Source organism: Microlunatus soli (assembly GCF_900105385.1).
Classification (GTDB): domain Bacteria; phylum Actinomycetota; class Actinomycetes; order Propionibacteriales; family Propionibacteriaceae; genus Microlunatus; species Microlunatus soli.
This window is the reverse complement of record NZ_LT629772.1, coordinates 3617946-3632470: the sequence shown is the minus strand read 5'-3', so window position 1 is coordinate 3632470 and position 14525 is coordinate 3617946. Positions and strand designations below refer to the sequence as shown.

At 68.4% G+C, this 14525-nt stretch carries 9 protein-coding genes; 7 read left to right on the top strand and 2 right to left on the bottom strand.

All coding sequences use genetic code 11. The annotated features are described in order from the left end of the window. Nucleotides 1-173: 173 nt before the first annotated feature. Together BLU38_RS16670 and BLU38_RS16665 are read right to left on the bottom strand one after the other, a co-directional pair. On the bottom strand, nt 174-2039 hold the full coding sequence (locus BLU38_RS16670; RefSeq protein ID WP_091526596.1) for a non-ribosomal peptide synthetase: 1866 nt from the start codon (nt 2037-2039) through the stop codon (nt 174-176). Nucleotides 2040-2047: 8 nt separating this feature from the next. Next, complete coding sequence (locus BLU38_RS16665; protein WP_091526594.1) at nt 2048-2302, bottom strand: MbtH family protein; 255 nt, start codon at nt 2300-2302, stop codon at nt 2048-2050. Nucleotides 2303-2558: 256 nt separating this feature from the next. Between BLU38_RS16665 and BLU38_RS16660 the strand changes: the two genes are divergently transcribed. The 7 genes from BLU38_RS16660 to BLU38_RS16625 are packed head-to-tail and all read left to right on the top strand — an operon-like array spanning nt 2559 to nt 14503. Next, entirely contained in the window at nt 2559-3638 is a 1080-nt protein-coding gene (locus BLU38_RS16660) for a threonine aldolase family protein (protein WP_157683517.1), read from the top strand. After that, on the top strand, nt 3635-5023 hold the full coding sequence (locus tag BLU38_RS16655) for a condensation domain-containing protein (protein WP_091526590.1): 1389 nt from the start codon (nt 3635-3637) through the stop codon (nt 5021-5023). The genes BLU38_RS16660 and BLU38_RS16655 overlap by 4 nt, the downstream gene beginning before the upstream one ends. Beyond that, nucleotides 5020-7863, top strand: coding sequence for a phosphopantetheine-binding protein (locus BLU38_RS16645; protein WP_157683516.1), 2844 nt, complete (start codon nt 5020-5022; stop codon nt 7861-7863). The genes BLU38_RS16655 and BLU38_RS16645 overlap by 4 nt, the downstream gene beginning before the upstream one ends. Further along, nucleotides 7863-10955 (top strand): non-ribosomal peptide synthetase, encoded by a 3093-nt coding sequence (locus tag BLU38_RS16640; protein WP_091526584.1) that lies wholly within the window; start codon nt 7863-7865, stop codon nt 10953-10955. The genes BLU38_RS16645 and BLU38_RS16640 overlap by 1 nt, the downstream gene beginning before the upstream one ends. Further along, a complete protein-coding gene (locus tag BLU38_RS16635; RefSeq protein ID WP_091526583.1) occupies nt 10939-12339 on the top strand; it encodes a hypothetical protein in 1401 nt (466 codons plus the stop codon). Before BLU38_RS16640 ends, BLU38_RS16635 begins: the two co-directional genes overlap by 17 nt. Nucleotides 12340-12367: 28 nt before the next feature. Further along, nucleotides 12368-13084 (top strand): 4'-phosphopantetheinyl transferase family protein, encoded by a 717-nt coding sequence (locus tag BLU38_RS16630; protein ID WP_091526581.1) that lies wholly within the window; start codon nt 12368-12370, stop codon nt 13082-13084. Nucleotides 13085-13114: 30 nt separating this feature from the next. After that, the gene (locus BLU38_RS16625; protein WP_091526579.1) at nt 13115-14503 is read left to right on the top strand and encodes a cation:dicarboxylate symporter family transporter; all 1389 of its coding nucleotides are present in this window, start codon (nt 13115-13117) and stop codon (nt 14501-14503) included. Nucleotides 14504-14525: the final 22 nt, after the last annotated feature.

The window sequence follows — 14525 nt, the reverse complement described above, 5'->3', positions numbered from 1 at the left end:
CTATGACGTGAAATTCGGCTACTTCACGGCGGAGGCGTACGGGCAATTGTGGCGAGTTGTGGCGGGCAGTTGTGGCGGGCAGTTGTGGCGGGACGGACGGAATGGGGGTCAGCATTCCGTCCGTCCCGCCAGGACGCCCGGGATCGCCGGGCGTCGGTCCGTCGGCCGCCGGGTCAGGCGGCTGCTTCCGCTCGTCGGATGATGCCGGCGAACTCGCGGCTGGTCGGATGCGTCAACACGTCACGTACCTCTACCTGAGTGCCGAACTCTGCCGTGATCAGTGCGGCGGCTCGGCTTGCCTGGAGCGAGTCGCCACCGAGCAGGAAGAAGTTGTCCTCGGCGCCACAGCTGTCCTGACCGAGTGCCTGTGCCCAGATCTCGGCGATCCTGCGTTCCAACCGGTCGGACGCCGGCACACTGTCCAAAGACGGGACGGGGAGCGCCCGTCGATCGATCTTGTCTCCGCGATTGCGTGGCAGTTCGGGCAGCTCGACGAAGGCGACCGGCACCATGTGGTTCGGGAGTTGTCCGGCCAACTGCTCGCGCAGGTCGGAATGATCCGCCGTGCCGGCGCGGTCGCGGACGATGTAGCCGACCAGCTGGGTCCGGCCGGATCCGTCCTCGACCGCAGCCGCGGCCGCTTCGAGCACCCCCGGGCAGCTGAGGAGACGCTGCTCGACCTCGGCCATCTCCACCCGCATGCCGTTGATCTTGACCTGTTCGTCGCAACGCCCACAGTGTTCCAGGACACCATCCGGCACCCCGTCGGCCAGTCGGTCGGCGATCGGTTCCGGTCGGATCCGGACCAGATCGCCGGTGCGATAGATCCGGCTCCCCGGCGGACCCGCTGGATCGGGAAGAAACTTCTCGGCGGTCTGCCGGGCCGAGAGGTAGCCCAGCGCGAGCTGTTCGCCGCCGACCCACAATTCGCCGATCCCGCTACCGACGACCGGCCGGCCGTCGGCGTCGAGCACCCGGTGCCGGGTCCCCGGCCAGAAACGACCGATCGGCGGCGGGCCGGCTCGGTCTGCAGATCGAGCCGTCAACGAGGTGATGCGATCCGACCACGGCAGGATCGAGGAGGTCACGATGTTGACTTCATTGGCCCCGTACCAGTTGCCGACCTCGAACGGCAGCCCGCGGTCACCCCACTCACGCACCCGATCGCTGCCGGTCAACATCAACCACAGCTCGCCGGGCGGCCAGTCCAGTCGGGCCAGTGCCTCGGCCAGCGCGGCGACCGCGAAGCATTGCGTCACCCGGTTCCGCCGCATCCATCGAGCCAGTTCCTCGGGGGCGCCGAGCAGGTCCTCCGACGGGATCAGCAGCTGTGCCCCGGCGGCGAGGAACGGCCAGACGACGACGCTGGCGGAGACGTTGGTGTGCGCCGGGAACAGCCACGCACCACGTTCGTCGGCATCGATGCGATGCAGTCGGCGCTGCGTTTGTGCCGAATAGCTCCAGGTCCGATGCGGCACCAGCACCAGCTTGGGTACGCCGGTGGTGCCGGAGGTCTGCACCAGGCAGGCCAGATCCTCCGGCCCCAGGTCGGCGTCGTCCGCCTCGTCCGCCTCGTCCGGCGACCGGACGTGATCGGACGGCTGTGGCCTCAGCACCGGACCGTCGAAGAACTCGGTACCCAGACCGTCGGACACCAGAACGGGATCGTCGGACACCAGAACGGCCGGCCGCGCCCGGTCCACGAACCCCGCAAGCCATTCCGCCGGTGCGGATCGGTCGAGCAGCAGCGACGCCGCGCCGATCCTGGCCACCGCCAGCATCGTGACCACCAGACGCGCGCTGCGCGGCAGGTGGACCGCGACGACGTCGCCGCGACCGACGCCGTGGGCTCGCAACTCGGCGGCGAACCGACCGCTCGCCGCACGCAACTGCCGGTAGCTCACGGTGCACTCACTGTCGGTGACGGCGGGCGCGTCAGGAGTTGTGGTGGCCCAGCCGTCGATCAGCGCATGCACCGGGCGGAAACGGGTCGCCTGGTCGGCGTCGGCCTGATGACCGGAGCGCAGCGTCGTCGTCATGTCGGACCTCAGGCTGCGGCGAGTCGCTTGCGGACGCTGAGCGGACGCATGTCGGTCCAGATCGCCTCGATGTGATCAAGACACTGCTCCTTCGAACCCGACGTCCCTTCCCGGTACCAGCCCGCGGGAACCGGCTGATCGCTCAGCCAGATGGAGTACTGCTCCTCGTCGTTGACAACCACCAGATAGGTCCAGTCGTCTGCTGTTTCGTCGTTGGCACCATCGACCGGCGCCGGCACCGGATCGGACTTCTGATCGGACATTACGAGCTTCCTTTCGGTGTGCCCGGCGGCCCGTCGGTCCGAGCCTGATGGGCAAGCGGTCTGGCGCCAAGCTAGGGCGAGCCGATGGTTGCCGTCGTCGGCCACGAAACAAGCCGGAAAGAGCCGGTGCCCCGGCCGCCTCCCGAGGAAACCTTCCTGAAAGAGCTGTCGCCGGTCGGCCGTTCCTCGCCCAAGCTCGATGCTCGAGTACCCCGATGCGGGAAGCCCGCAGCGAAAGACGAGGAGGGACGAGCCGATGGCTGATTTCCGCTCCGACACCGTGACGGTTGCCGACCGTGCCATGCGGACGGCGATGGCCGAGGCGGAAGTCGGGGACGACTTCTACGGCGAGGACCCGACAGTGCATCGGCTCGAACAACGCGCCGCGGAGCTCGTCGGCACCGAGGCATCGGTGCTGGTGACCAACCAGACGCTGGCCAACCTGCTGGCCGGGTCCGCTCTTGCGGTCGGTGATCAGGTGCTGTGTCATGTCGACTCCGATCTGCATCGGTGGGAGGCGCACAGCTTCGCTGCCGTCGCCGGCCAGCAGGTGCTCGGACTGCCCGGCGAGTCCGGGCTCCTCGATCTGGCCGCGCTGCGCAGCGCGCTGGCCGCAACCGACCCGGCGGCGCCACGACCCGGTCTGGTCTGCATCGAGAACAGTCACAGCGCCAGTGGCGGACGAGTCTGGACGATCGACCAGATCGCGGCGGTCGCCGACCTCGCGGATCGACATCACGTCCCGTTGCTGTGCGACGGTGCCCGGCTGTTCAACGCTGCGGTGGCCGCGGGTTATGCCCCGACCGAGGTCGCCCGGCACTGCGACGCGATCACCATCTCGCTCTACAAGGGGCTCGGCGCACCGATGGGTTCGTTGGTCTGTGCCGACGGCCCCACGATCGAGCGGGTCCGGGTCCTGAGGCGCCGCTTCGGCACCACATTCCGGCAGATCGGGCATCTGGCGGCGGCCGGCCTGGTCGCTCTGGACCGGACCGCCGAGTTGGCAGCCGATCACCGATTGGCGGCCGACCTGTACGCCGGCTTGGGTCGGGTCTTCGGCACGCAGGCTGTCGGCCCCGAGCCGACCACCAACATCGTCACGGTGCGACTCGGTCAGCGGGCGCCGGGATTCGTTGCAGAACTGGCGGTTCACGACGTTCTGGTGACCGAGATCGTGCCGGGGACCGTACGGTTCGTCACACACCGCGACATCGACGCCGCCGACGTCGCAGCGGCGGTGCGCGCCGCCGAGGTTGCAGACCGCGGAGGCGACAACCGGCCGTCGGATGCCGGCGGTCTGCACCCGGTCGGTCTTCTGGACGGTGCGCGTCCATGACCGGCGCGACAGCACATCGCGATGACATCGCTGACCGGAGCCCTGCACCGCTGTCCCCGGTGCAGGCCAGGATGTGGTTCCTGCATCAGCTGCGCCCGAACTCACCCGAGTACAACCTGCAGCTCGCCCTCCGGATCCGCGGCCCCCTGCACCGGGGTGCGTTGATCAACGCCATCGGTCTGGTGATCGCCCGGCACGAACCGCTGCGGACACAGTTCCTCACCGACGAGCGCGGCGTCCCGCAGCAGGACACCTTGCCGACCTGGCAGGCGCCGATCCGCACGCACCGTCCCGACAACGCACCGTCCGATGTCGATGCGCTGGCGCGAGCGGTCGTCCAGGACGAGGTGAACAGACCGTTCGACCTGACCGCGGCCCCGCCCCTGCGGGTGCGGCTGGTGCAACTCGGGACGGACGACCACGTCCTGACGCTGACCCTGCACCACATCCTGATCGACGGCTGGTCGATCGGGCTGCTCGCCGAGGAACTCGCCCTCAGTTATCGGGCCCTGACCCGTGGCACCCCGCTGCGACTACCCGAGCTGACGATCGGCTACCGCGACTACGCACGGTGGAGCGACCGACTCGACACCTCCGGGGTAGATTTCTGGCGGCGTGAGCTGGCCGGTGTACAGGAGCTCGAGCTTCCCGCAGATCGGGCCGGCCATGGCGTCGGCGCCGAGTTGATCACGTGCCGCCGGGTGCTGGCTGCGAGCACGGCCGGCGGGCTGGCGGCCACAGCACGGGAATGCGGCAGCAGTCTGTTCGCCGTCGGACTGGCCGGCTATCTGACCCTGCTGCACCGGTACGGCGGGCAACGCGACTTCGCGGTCGGCATGCCCGTGGCGAACAGGACCCAGAGTCGGCTGCAGCCGCTGATCGGGTGCTTCCTGAACACGATCTGCGTCCGAGCCAGAATCGACCCGCGACAACGGGTCAGCGATCTGGTCCGGCAGACCGGGGACGCGCTGGCTCGTTCGCTGGCGTACCAGCACGTGCCGTTCGAGCAGGTCGTCCGCGGCACGGGCGCGCAGCGTGGAAACGATCGCAACCCGCTGTTCTCCGCGTTCTGCTCGGCGCTGGACGCGGCACCTCCGACCTTCGATCTCGACGGCCTGGACACCGAACTCATCGTCGCTGACTACCCGCGCGCACGATTCGACCTGAATGCCACGTTCGCGCTCGCCGCCGACCCCGCCACGATCCAACTGGAATTCAGTGCGGCGCTGTTCGACCTCGACACGGCCGAGCGGATCGCCGACCAGCTGATCCGGATCCTGGATTGGTTCGCGGCGGGAATCGATCAACAGCTGGACGAGGTTCCGATCCTCGGCACGGTGGAGCGCTCCGATCTCCTCGAGATGATCAACGGTGATGCACGATGACACCGTCGGTTGCCCTGTTGCAGGCTGCGTCCCGCCGAGCCGCTGCCAGTCGGCGGACCCGGTACGCACCGCGCCCGGCCACGGCCTCGGTACACCTTCCTCCGAACGCGGAGGCGCAGTGGGAGGCGGGGCGGGTGCACCGCCTCCGGCTACACATCCCGGGCGTGGATCGCCGTCGGTTCCGGCGGGCGCTGCACCACGTCGCGCACGCCGTGGAGGCGTTGCAGTTCGCCGTTCGGGTGACCGACGGGCGATGCGAATTCGTATCTGCACCGGAGCCGGTCGTCGAAGTCGCCGAAGCGGCCGAACTGATGGTCGCCGATGATCAACATCCGGTTCGGTACGCACATCTGACGGCAGGCGATGTTGAGCGGGACGTGGAGCAGATCGAGCTCTCCATCGGAGCGCATCTGATCGACCGATCCTGCTGGGCGGCCATCCTGCGACTGTTGGAGACCGCGTACAACACTGACGGACCGGTCGACGATGCGGAGCGACCTGGGCTTCGCTACGGCGATCACTGCCACCGCCGGAGTGCGCCCGACGCCTCGCCGGCGTCCGGCACCTCGGTCGCCGACCGAGGCTCCGTCGCGAGTACGACGCAGCCACCGTCACCCGGTGATCAGCCGTTGGTGCGCGCCCATGCGGCAAGCCCGTACGGCGTGCTGGTAACCCCGGTGAGCGGTCCGGGCGAGTACAGCGATCCGGCGCCGCAAGCCATCCGTGCCCTGCGCAGCTGCGGTTGGAACTCCGACACCGTTTCCGTCGGCGGCTGGTCGACCGGCGAATCGGGGATGATCGGAGCTTCGGCGGAGTTCCGCGTGACCGGACACCTCGTCGATGATCACGCTCGGGCCGACGATCTTGCGCCGATCGCGGACCGGGCTGACTCGGCTGATCACCGAGCCGCGATCGCCGGACCACGCTGCGACCTGACGGTGAGCACGCTCGACCTCCCGTTGCTGCGGTTCGGCACGGCCGAAGCCGACGTCGTGGTACTGCCGTCCGGTACCGGCATCATCGACATCTGCCTGATGCGCTGCGGAGAGCAGCAGCAGTTGGTCGTCGGTGGACCGGAGACGCTGCTGAGCGGATACAGCCGGCTGCTGGTCGACGAGCTCAGCGGAACCCGGACAGCTGCCGCGGCGACGATCCCGAGCGTCTCGAGACCACCGAACGTGTCGATCGGGGACGTCTGCGATCTCTCGGCGCCGGGGGTCCAAACGGTCGCCCGCGCACTCTCGGCGGAGATCATCGGCACCGCGGTCCGGCGCCGAACCGCCGAACTCCGGGCGGCCGGGGCCGGCCCGGGCATCGCGGTCACCATCGAACTGCCGCCGGGACCGGAACTCGTCGCCAACCTCTTCGCAGCCGTTCACTGCGAAGCCTCTGTGCTGCTGCTGGACCCGGATGATCCGCCCGACTGGCGCGACGCGCTACGCAGCGAGACCGCCGCAGTGCGGGTCGATCAGGCCAATCGCGTGACCCCGCCGGACGCACCCGTCACCGCACAGACCCCTGGGCTCCGGATTGCCTTGTCGGCAACACCGGGTCGGCGGACGATCGCGATCATCGACTGGCATCAACTCGGTATCGCGGCAGCGACCTTGAGCGAGTTGTGGTCGGTGGCGGGCGAACCGATCGTGCTGAACACTCCCGTTGCCGGCGAGGACTTCGTCGTACGGTGCCTGGCCGCCGCAGCAGCCGATGTCGGTGTTCTGATACCGCGGGACGAAGCGGAACTGGTCGACCTCGTCGGCGCCGCCGGTTCGTCCTGTGTCGAACTCCATCCGGGTCAGGCCGCTCGGCTACCCCTCGCGCGGTTCGCACCTCGCGTCTGGTCCGCTCGATCCTGCGTTCATCGCGGTGCGCCATCGACGGCGGCGCGTTCGGTGACCCGCTGGTGGGTCGCCGAGGCACCCGAGTCGGTCTGCGTCGGTGCCGGCGACGAGCTCTACCCACTCACCCCCGGGTTCCGGATCGTCGGCACCGATGACCTGCCCCTGCCTTCCGGCGCTGTCGGCGAGTTGCGAGTCCCCACCGGGACGGGCACCGGTTACTGCCGGGATCCGCGACGGACGGCAGACCGGCTCCGGCCACGTCCCGGCGGTGGACGCGAACTGCGAACCGGCGTGATCGCGGTGCGGACAGACGACGGTTTCCGGGTCGTCGAGCCGGACCACGATCGCACGGTCGTCGAAGGCAGGACGATTCTGCTCGACCCGCTACGAGCCGCTGTCGGCGTCGGTGTCGTCGGTGTGCACGTACCCGATCTGCTCGGTGGCATCGGAACCGGATCCGACGAGGCGGAGCGCTGCTGGGCGGTCGTCCTCGACCCGCCGGCACCGCCGGCGCTGCAGGATCTGCCGGCTCCGCTTCGCAACCCGTGGCTCGTCTGCGACCCGCGAGCTGCCGACCTGCCTCCGGTCGCGGCACGAGCCCTGGTGGCGCAGGCGATCGGCCGGACGGCGACGGGCACACCGTCGGAGCCTGCGACGACGCCGACCGAACGCGCTGTTGCCGAACAGGCACTGCTGCCGGTGCTCGGAATGTCGGTCGGCCGGGACGACAACCTCTTCGCGCTCGGTGTGACGTCCCTGCAACTGGTCCGGATCAGCCTGCAGGTGCGGGAATCGATGGGAGCCGACGTACCGCTGGGGAGGCTGTTCGGTGACCCGACGCTGCGAACGCTGGCCGCGGTGGTCGACGAACACCGCGCAGGCTCGGCATCCGTGACGCCCGATAGCGGCCCGGAGAATCACCGCGCTGATTCCCTGGCCGCCGCGATGGACCTGCTGGACGAGGTGGACAGCACCGCATCGAATGAAGGAGACGACTGATGGAAACAACACTGACCCCAGGCCAGCACGACGCCCTCGTGGACAGCCTGCTGCGGCCGGATGATCCGATCCGGAACGGCGCGGTCCATCGGATCCTGGCAAGCCCGACGTCGACGGCGGCGGTCGACGCTGCCTGGCGCCACGTCGTCGCCGCCAACCCGTACCTGACGACGACCCCGGTCCGGCACGGCTCCTCGACCGTGCCGGAACTCACCCCCACCGGCCCGGTTCCGGAGTTCGTCGTCCATCCCACCGACGGCGGGTCGACGGACACCCCGGCGCGTCCGTCGATCACGCTGACTGATGGCCGGCCGCTGTGCCGACTCCGCGGCATCGGGTCGCCCCGGGTCCGGCGGCTCGTGCTGGAGTACCACGAGGTGCTCCTGGATTCGCATGCTGCGCACGCCCTGCTCGCCGAGGTGATCCGGGTCGCCGACGGCGGCGCAGCCGAGCCACTACCGGCGATCGGAGACTATTTCGGCTGGTACGCCGAACAGGACCAGTCCCGGGTGGACACCTTCTGGCAGCAGCGATTCAGTCTGCTGGACGGCGCGACTCCGCTGCTGGACGAAGCCAGAAGGGAGCCTCGACCGACCGCCCGGCTCCGGCACGGCCTGGCCAGCGAAGCGCAGGATCGACTCCGCGATCTGGCGCACCGGCTCGGGGTGCCGGAGCAGTGGCTCGCGCTCCTCGCCTGGTCAGTGATCGTGTGCCGTTTCCGCGGTGGCGAATCGTCGGCGATCGGTGTGCTCGCCGATGTCCGCCCGGACGGGCTGCCGTCCGTGCTCGGCAACTTCGAACTGGTGCTCCCCCATGTCGTCGAGTTCGATTCCGCTCCGACCGAGGACTGGCTCCGACGGCAGGTCACCGAGATTCGGGAGCTGATCCACCACGGTCACCTGTCGTCGGCTCGCCGCAACGATCTCTCCGGGACCGAACGCGGCACGACGCTGTTCGACTCCGTGGTCGACCTCCGATCCGATCCTCACGGATCACCATCGGGGCAGGGCGGCGCCGCCGTTCCGCTCCGGGTCCGTTCGACCGGCGACAGCCTGTTGCTCGACCACGATCCGACGATGATCACTACAGATCAGGCGGACCGTCTGCTGCGCTGCACCGTCGCCGTCCTGTCCGGGCTCGCCGACGGCCACCACAGCGGTGACATCCGATCCCTCTCACTGCTCGATGACCAACAGGCGGTGGACCTCGGCAGGCACAACGCGACCGCGGCCGACTACCCGACCGACCGGTGTCTGCACCAGCTCGTCGAAGCACAGGTGGACCAGCGGCCCGACGAGGTTGCCCTGGTCTATGAGAACAACACGCTCACCTACCGAGAACTGGACGAACGCGCCAACCGTCTTGCCCACGAACTGATCGCTCGTGGCGTACGCCCGGACAGCATCGTCGGATTGTGCTCCGAACCGTCGCTCGAGCTGTGTGTCGGGATCCTGGCGATCCACAAGGCCGGCGCGGGTTACGCCCCGCTCGACCCCTTCTTCCCCGAGGAACGGCTGAGCTATCTGTTCGGCGACCTGAACTGCTCGGTGGTGTTGTGTCAGCGTTCCCAGCTGGACCGGTTGCCGTCCGGTGGCCGGACCTTGGTGCTGGACGAACCGGAGCAGTGGGCAGCACGTCCGGCACACCGACCGGCGCCGGCGGTCGCACCGGACAATCTGGCCTACGTGATGTACACCTCGGGCTCCACCGGCCGTCCGAAGGGTGTGTTGATCGAACACGGTGGCGCCGTCAACTTCCTGTGGTGGATGCGGCAGCGATTCGAGCTCGGACCGGGTGAGGCAGCACTGCAGTGGACCGCCTACAGCTTCGACGCAGCAGTCTGGGAACTGTTCTGGCCGCTGGTCGTCGGCGGCCGGGCGGTGATCGCGCCGGCCAAGATCCATCTGGATCTGGAGCGCTTCATCGATCTGATCACCGACAACGAGGTGGTCACGCTGCACTTCGTACCGGCGATGTTGCAGACCTTCCTTTCCGCACCAAAGGTCAGCCGCTGTACCACGCTGCGGCACGTCTTCGTCTCCGGCGAACCGGTCCCGGTTTCCCTGATGGACCGGTTCCACGAGTTGCTGTCAGCCGACCTGATCAACCTCTACGGCGTCACCGAGGTGTCGATCGACTCGACCTACTACGTCTGTGAACGGGACGCCGACTTCGCCTTCGTGCGGTCCGGCACCCCGCTGTCCAACACCCAGACCTACGTTCTGGACGAATCCCTCCGGCGGCTGCCCTTCGGCGCTCGTGGCGAGGTCTTCATCGGTGGCGACTCGGTCACCCGTGGATACCTCGGGCGCCGCGGACTCACCGCCGAGCGTTTCGTCCCCGATCCGTTCGGGCCGCCCGGCAGACGGCTGTATCGGACCGGCGATGTCGCGCAACTCCTACCGGACGGCCATCTCCGGTTCCTGGGTCGCAGTGACCACCAGGTGAAGATCCGCGGGATCCGCGTCGAACTGCTCGAGGTGGCCGGCGAACTGAACGACTGTCCCGGAGTACGGGAGTCGCTGGTCGTGGCGTTCGGAGAGGGCAGCGAGCGCGGACTGGCTGCCTACGTGGTCGCCGAGACCGGCACCGAGATCGACCCCGACCAGATCCGCAGATTCATGGGCGGCCGGGTACCGCCGTACATGGTTCCGAATGCGATCATCGCGCTGCCGGAGTTCCCCTTGAACAACAACGGCAAGATCGACCGGAAGGCGCTACCGGCGCCGAATGAGCATCGCAGCTCCGCTCGCCACGACAAAAAGCCGGTCGGACGGGTACAGCTGACCATCGCGGAGATCTGGTGTCGGCTGCTGGAGTTGCCGCAGGTCAGTGTCGATCAGGAGTTCTTCGCGGTGGGTGGAAATTCGCTGCTGGCCACTCAGGTGATCGCCGACGTCCGCCGGGTCTTCGACATCAACCTGCCGCTGCGGGAGTGGTTGGAGGCCAGCACGATCGAGCAGCTGGCCGCCGCTGTCGAGCGGCGGCTGGCCGAAGGCTCGGATCAGGACGTCTCGAACGCAGCGTTGCAGCTGCTGGACGAACTGTCCGCCGACGCCGAACTGGTTGAGTCCGATGTCCGTGCAGGTTGATCAGGAGCAGGAGGTGCTGGACCGGCTCCGTTCACTGCCCCCGGCCAGGCTCCCGGTTGCGCTGGACGCACTGCAGCAACGGGGACTGCTGCCCACCCTCGATGCCGGACCCGCCCGCCGGGCCGGGTCCGCCGAGGACGGCAGGAAGGAAGACCCGCAGGATCGGCTGTCGGTCAAACAGCGAACGCTGCACCGAATCCTCCAGGATGAACGGCAGGCGGCCTTCTACCAGTGCGCGCAGCTGTGGTGGGTGCCGGAGGTCGATGCCGGAAGCCTCGTCGGCGCCTGGAACGCCGTCGCGCCTGGCTATGAGAGCCTGCGCACCGATGTTGATCTTGGTGCTGCCCCGGCGGTGCTGGCCGCGATCGAGGTGGTGCGGCCGGAGCTGCTGTCCGTCCCGGCCGCCGAGCGGGCAGCAGACGAGGGGCGGGCGTGGGTGACTGCCCACTCCGAACGGGCACTGCGGACGCCGCTGCCACGATCTGCGCGGTCGGTCCACGCGACGATCTTCGACGTCGGTCGCGCCGGCAGCTGGCTGCTGGTCCACGGGCGCGATCTGATGCTCGATCAACAAGGTCTGCAACAGGTCCTCGGACCGGCACTCGAGGACTGGCTCGCCGATCGGCCGGCACCGGTTGAGTCCGTAGCGCCGTCGGACATCGCGCGCTGGCAATCCGCCGGGCTGCGGGACGGGCTGCTGGCGCTGAGGATCGCGGCCCGAGCTCTGCGTCTGGCCGACACACCGGCCTGCCCGCTTCCCGTTCGAGGCGACCGATCCGGCCGCCGGGTTGCGGTTCCGATGCCGATCCCGATCGCCGACGTCCAGCAGGCCGCCGCCGACGCCGGGGTATCGATCGCCGCCTGGTCGCTGGCTGCGTGGCAACGCGCCATCGCGACCTGGAGTGGTACCGACGCCTTCGCCATCGGGTGTTGCAGCACGCTTCGGCTGCTCCCGGATCTGGGGGCTTCACTGGGCAACCTGACCAACACGGTGATCATCCCCCCGTCGAACCGACGTCCGGCGGCGGAATCGATCCGGAACGTCCAGCGTGCGTTCAGCACCGCGATCAGTGGCATCGACGAACCGTTCGAAGCGGTCCTGGCCGGCATCCCCGGACCGCTGTCCGGTGCCCGATCGGGCAGCCGGGACCGAACAGTGGAGGACGAGATGATCGGACTCCGTTTCACGTTCACAGAGGACGTCGACGACCATCCGCTGCTGCAGCCCAGACCCGTCCGCAGCGGGTACGCCAAGTCCGTTCTGTCGGCTGACGTCGAACGCCGGGAAGATCGGCTCGTCGCCTTCGTCGACCACCGGTCGACGGTGTCGCCGGTAGCTGCGGACCGATTGGCTGACCTGTTCGGCCGGTCGCTGGCGCCGTGATCCGACGAGGACCGGAGGGCGGCAGCCGATGAGCCTGAGATCGGTCGTACCTGCCGGCGTCCTGGTGGAGGAGTCCCGGCAGGATCTGACCACGACGGTGTTCCCCGCAGAGGAGGCGGGCATTGCCGGCGCCGTACCGAGCCGCCGTGCGGAGTTCGCGACGACGCGACTCTGCGCCCGGCGTGCTCTGGCCCGGCTCGGATTCGTGGCGTCGGCCATCCCCGTTGGACCGTCCCGGCAGCCTCTGCTGCCGCCGGGCATCGTCGGCAGCCTCACCCATTGTGACGGTTACCGGGGTAGCGCGCTGTGCCGTGCGCAGGTCGTGCCCGCGCTCGGCGTGGACGTGGAGCCGTGCCGTCAACTCCCGGCCGATCTGCGGCCGGTCGTTGCCCGGAGCGACGAGTTGACCGGACCGGCCTCGACCGGGCCCGACGACCTCGATCCGGCGTTGCTGTTGTTCAGCATCAAGGAGTCGGTCTACAAAGCATGGAATCCGATCACCGGGCGGTGGCTGGGCTTCCACGATGTCCGGGTCCGGACGAGGTGGCGGGGCAGACGTTCCGGCGACTTCCGAGCCGACGTGTTGATAGCGCGATCGGCCGAACCGGCTGGATTCGACGGCCGGTTCGCCGTTCAGGACGCGCTGCTGTTCACCGCCGCCTGGTCGACCGGAGGCATGGCGACACTCTGCTCGACGCTGTCACACAGCATGTCTCAAACCGGCTATCGTGCCGCTGCGCGATGATGCAGCAGTCCCCGTACGGCAGGAGTAACGATGTCCACAGCCACCGGCGGTTCGAACCCAGCAGCCAAGCGGCGTGATCGCAGCCACTGGCTGTACGTCGCGGTGATCATCGCGGTGATCCTCGGCATCGCGGTCGGGCTGATCTGGCCCGAGTTCGGCAAGTCGCTGGCGCCGCTGGGCACCGGCTTCGTCAACTTGATCAAGATGATGATCAGCCCGATCATCTTCTGCACGATCATCACCGGCATCGGCTCGGTGCGCAAGGCGGCGCAGGTCGGCCGGGTCGGCGGCATCGCGCTGACCTACTTCATCGTGATGTCGCTGGTGGCGCTGGTGATCGGGTTGATCGTCGGCAACGTCCTGCATCCCGGCGACGGCCTTCATCTGACCGACGCGATCCTCGACAAGGGCAAGGCACAGGTGAAGCCGCCGGAGGAGGGCGAGGAAGGCGGACTGACCGGCTTCATCCTCAGTGTCGTGCCCGACACCCTGGTGTCCTCGTTGACCTCGGGCTCGGTGTTGCAGACCCTGTTGGTGGCGTTGCTGGCCGGCTTCGGCGTCCAGGCACTGGGTGAGAAGGGCGAACCGATCACCCGCGGCGTCAGCCACATCCAGCGGTTGATCTTCAAGATCATGGCGATGGTGATGTGGGTCGCGCCGATCGGCGCATTCGGCGCAATGGCCTCCGTGGTCGGCGCAGCCGGCCCGGCCGTGCTCGGCAGCCTGCTGACCCTGATGGTCGGCTTCTACATCACCTGCATCCTGTTCGTCGGCGTGGTGCTCGGCCTGCTGCTCTGGTTCGTGGCCCGGGTGAACATCCTGCTGCTGTTGAAGTATCTGGCCCGTGAGTTCCTGTTGATCGTGTCCACCTCGTCGTCGGAGTCGGCACTCCCCCGCGCGCTGGCCAAGCTGGAGCATCTCGGCGTCGCTCGTCCGACGGTCGGCATCGTCATCCCGACCGGGTATTCCTTCAACCTGGACGGGACAGCGATCTATCTGACGATGGCGTCGCTGTTCGTCGCCGACGCGATGGGCAAGCCGTTCCAGCTCGGTGAACAGATCTCGTTGTTGATCTTCATGATGATCGCCTCCAAGGGCGCAGCCGGGGTCAGCGGTGCCGGGCTCGCAACGTTGGCCGGCGGACTGTCCACCCACCGGCCCGACCTGGTCGGCGGGGTCGGGCTGATCGTCGGCATCGACCGCTTCATGTCCGAGGCCAGGGCGCTGACCAACTTCGCCGGCAATTCCGTCGCGACCGTGGTGATCGGGACCTGGACCCACAGCATCGATCATGATCGGGTCCGCACCGTGCTGGCCGGCGATCTTCCGTTCGACGAGTCGACGATGACCGACGACCATGAACCCGTGACCGGCGAGACGACCGCGGCGGACGAGCAACAGCCGGCCAGCAGTCGGTGATCACACCGTGCTCCGGCGCTGG

Bases quoted from the DNA above. Each gene is read 5' to 3' on its own strand.
- BLU38_RS16665 (WP_091526594.1), bottom strand. From the start codon at position 2,302: ATGTCCGATCAGAAGTCCGATCCGGTGCCGGCGCCGGTCGATGGTGCC.
- BLU38_RS16630 (WP_091526581.1), top strand. From the start codon at position 12,368: ATGAGCCTGAGATCGGTCGTACCTGCCGGCGTCCTGGTGGAGGAGTCC.
- BLU38_RS16660 (WP_157683517.1), top strand. From the start codon at position 2,559: ATGGCTGATTTCCGCTCCGACACCGTGACGGTTGCCGACCGTGCCATG.
- BLU38_RS16640 (WP_091526584.1), top strand. From the start codon at position 7,863: ATGGAAACAACACTGACCCCAGGCCAGCACGACGCCCTCGTGGACAGC.
- BLU38_RS16625 (WP_091526579.1), top strand. From the start codon at position 13,115: ATGTCCACAGCCACCGGCGGTTCGAACCCAGCAGCCAAGCGGCGTGAT.
- BLU38_RS16645 (WP_157683516.1), top strand. From the start codon at position 5,020: ATGACACCGTCGGTTGCCCTGTTGCAGGCTGCGTCCCGCCGAGCCGCT.
- BLU38_RS16655 (WP_091526590.1), top strand. From the start codon at position 3,635: ATGACCGGCGCGACAGCACATCGCGATGACATCGCTGACCGGAGCCCT.
- BLU38_RS16670 (WP_091526596.1), bottom strand. From the start codon at position 2,039: ATGACGACGACGCTGCGCTCCGGTCATCAGGCCGACGCCGACCAGGCG.
- BLU38_RS16635 (WP_091526583.1), top strand. From the start codon at position 10,939: ATGTCCGTGCAGGTTGATCAGGAGCAGGAGGTGCTGGACCGGCTCCGT.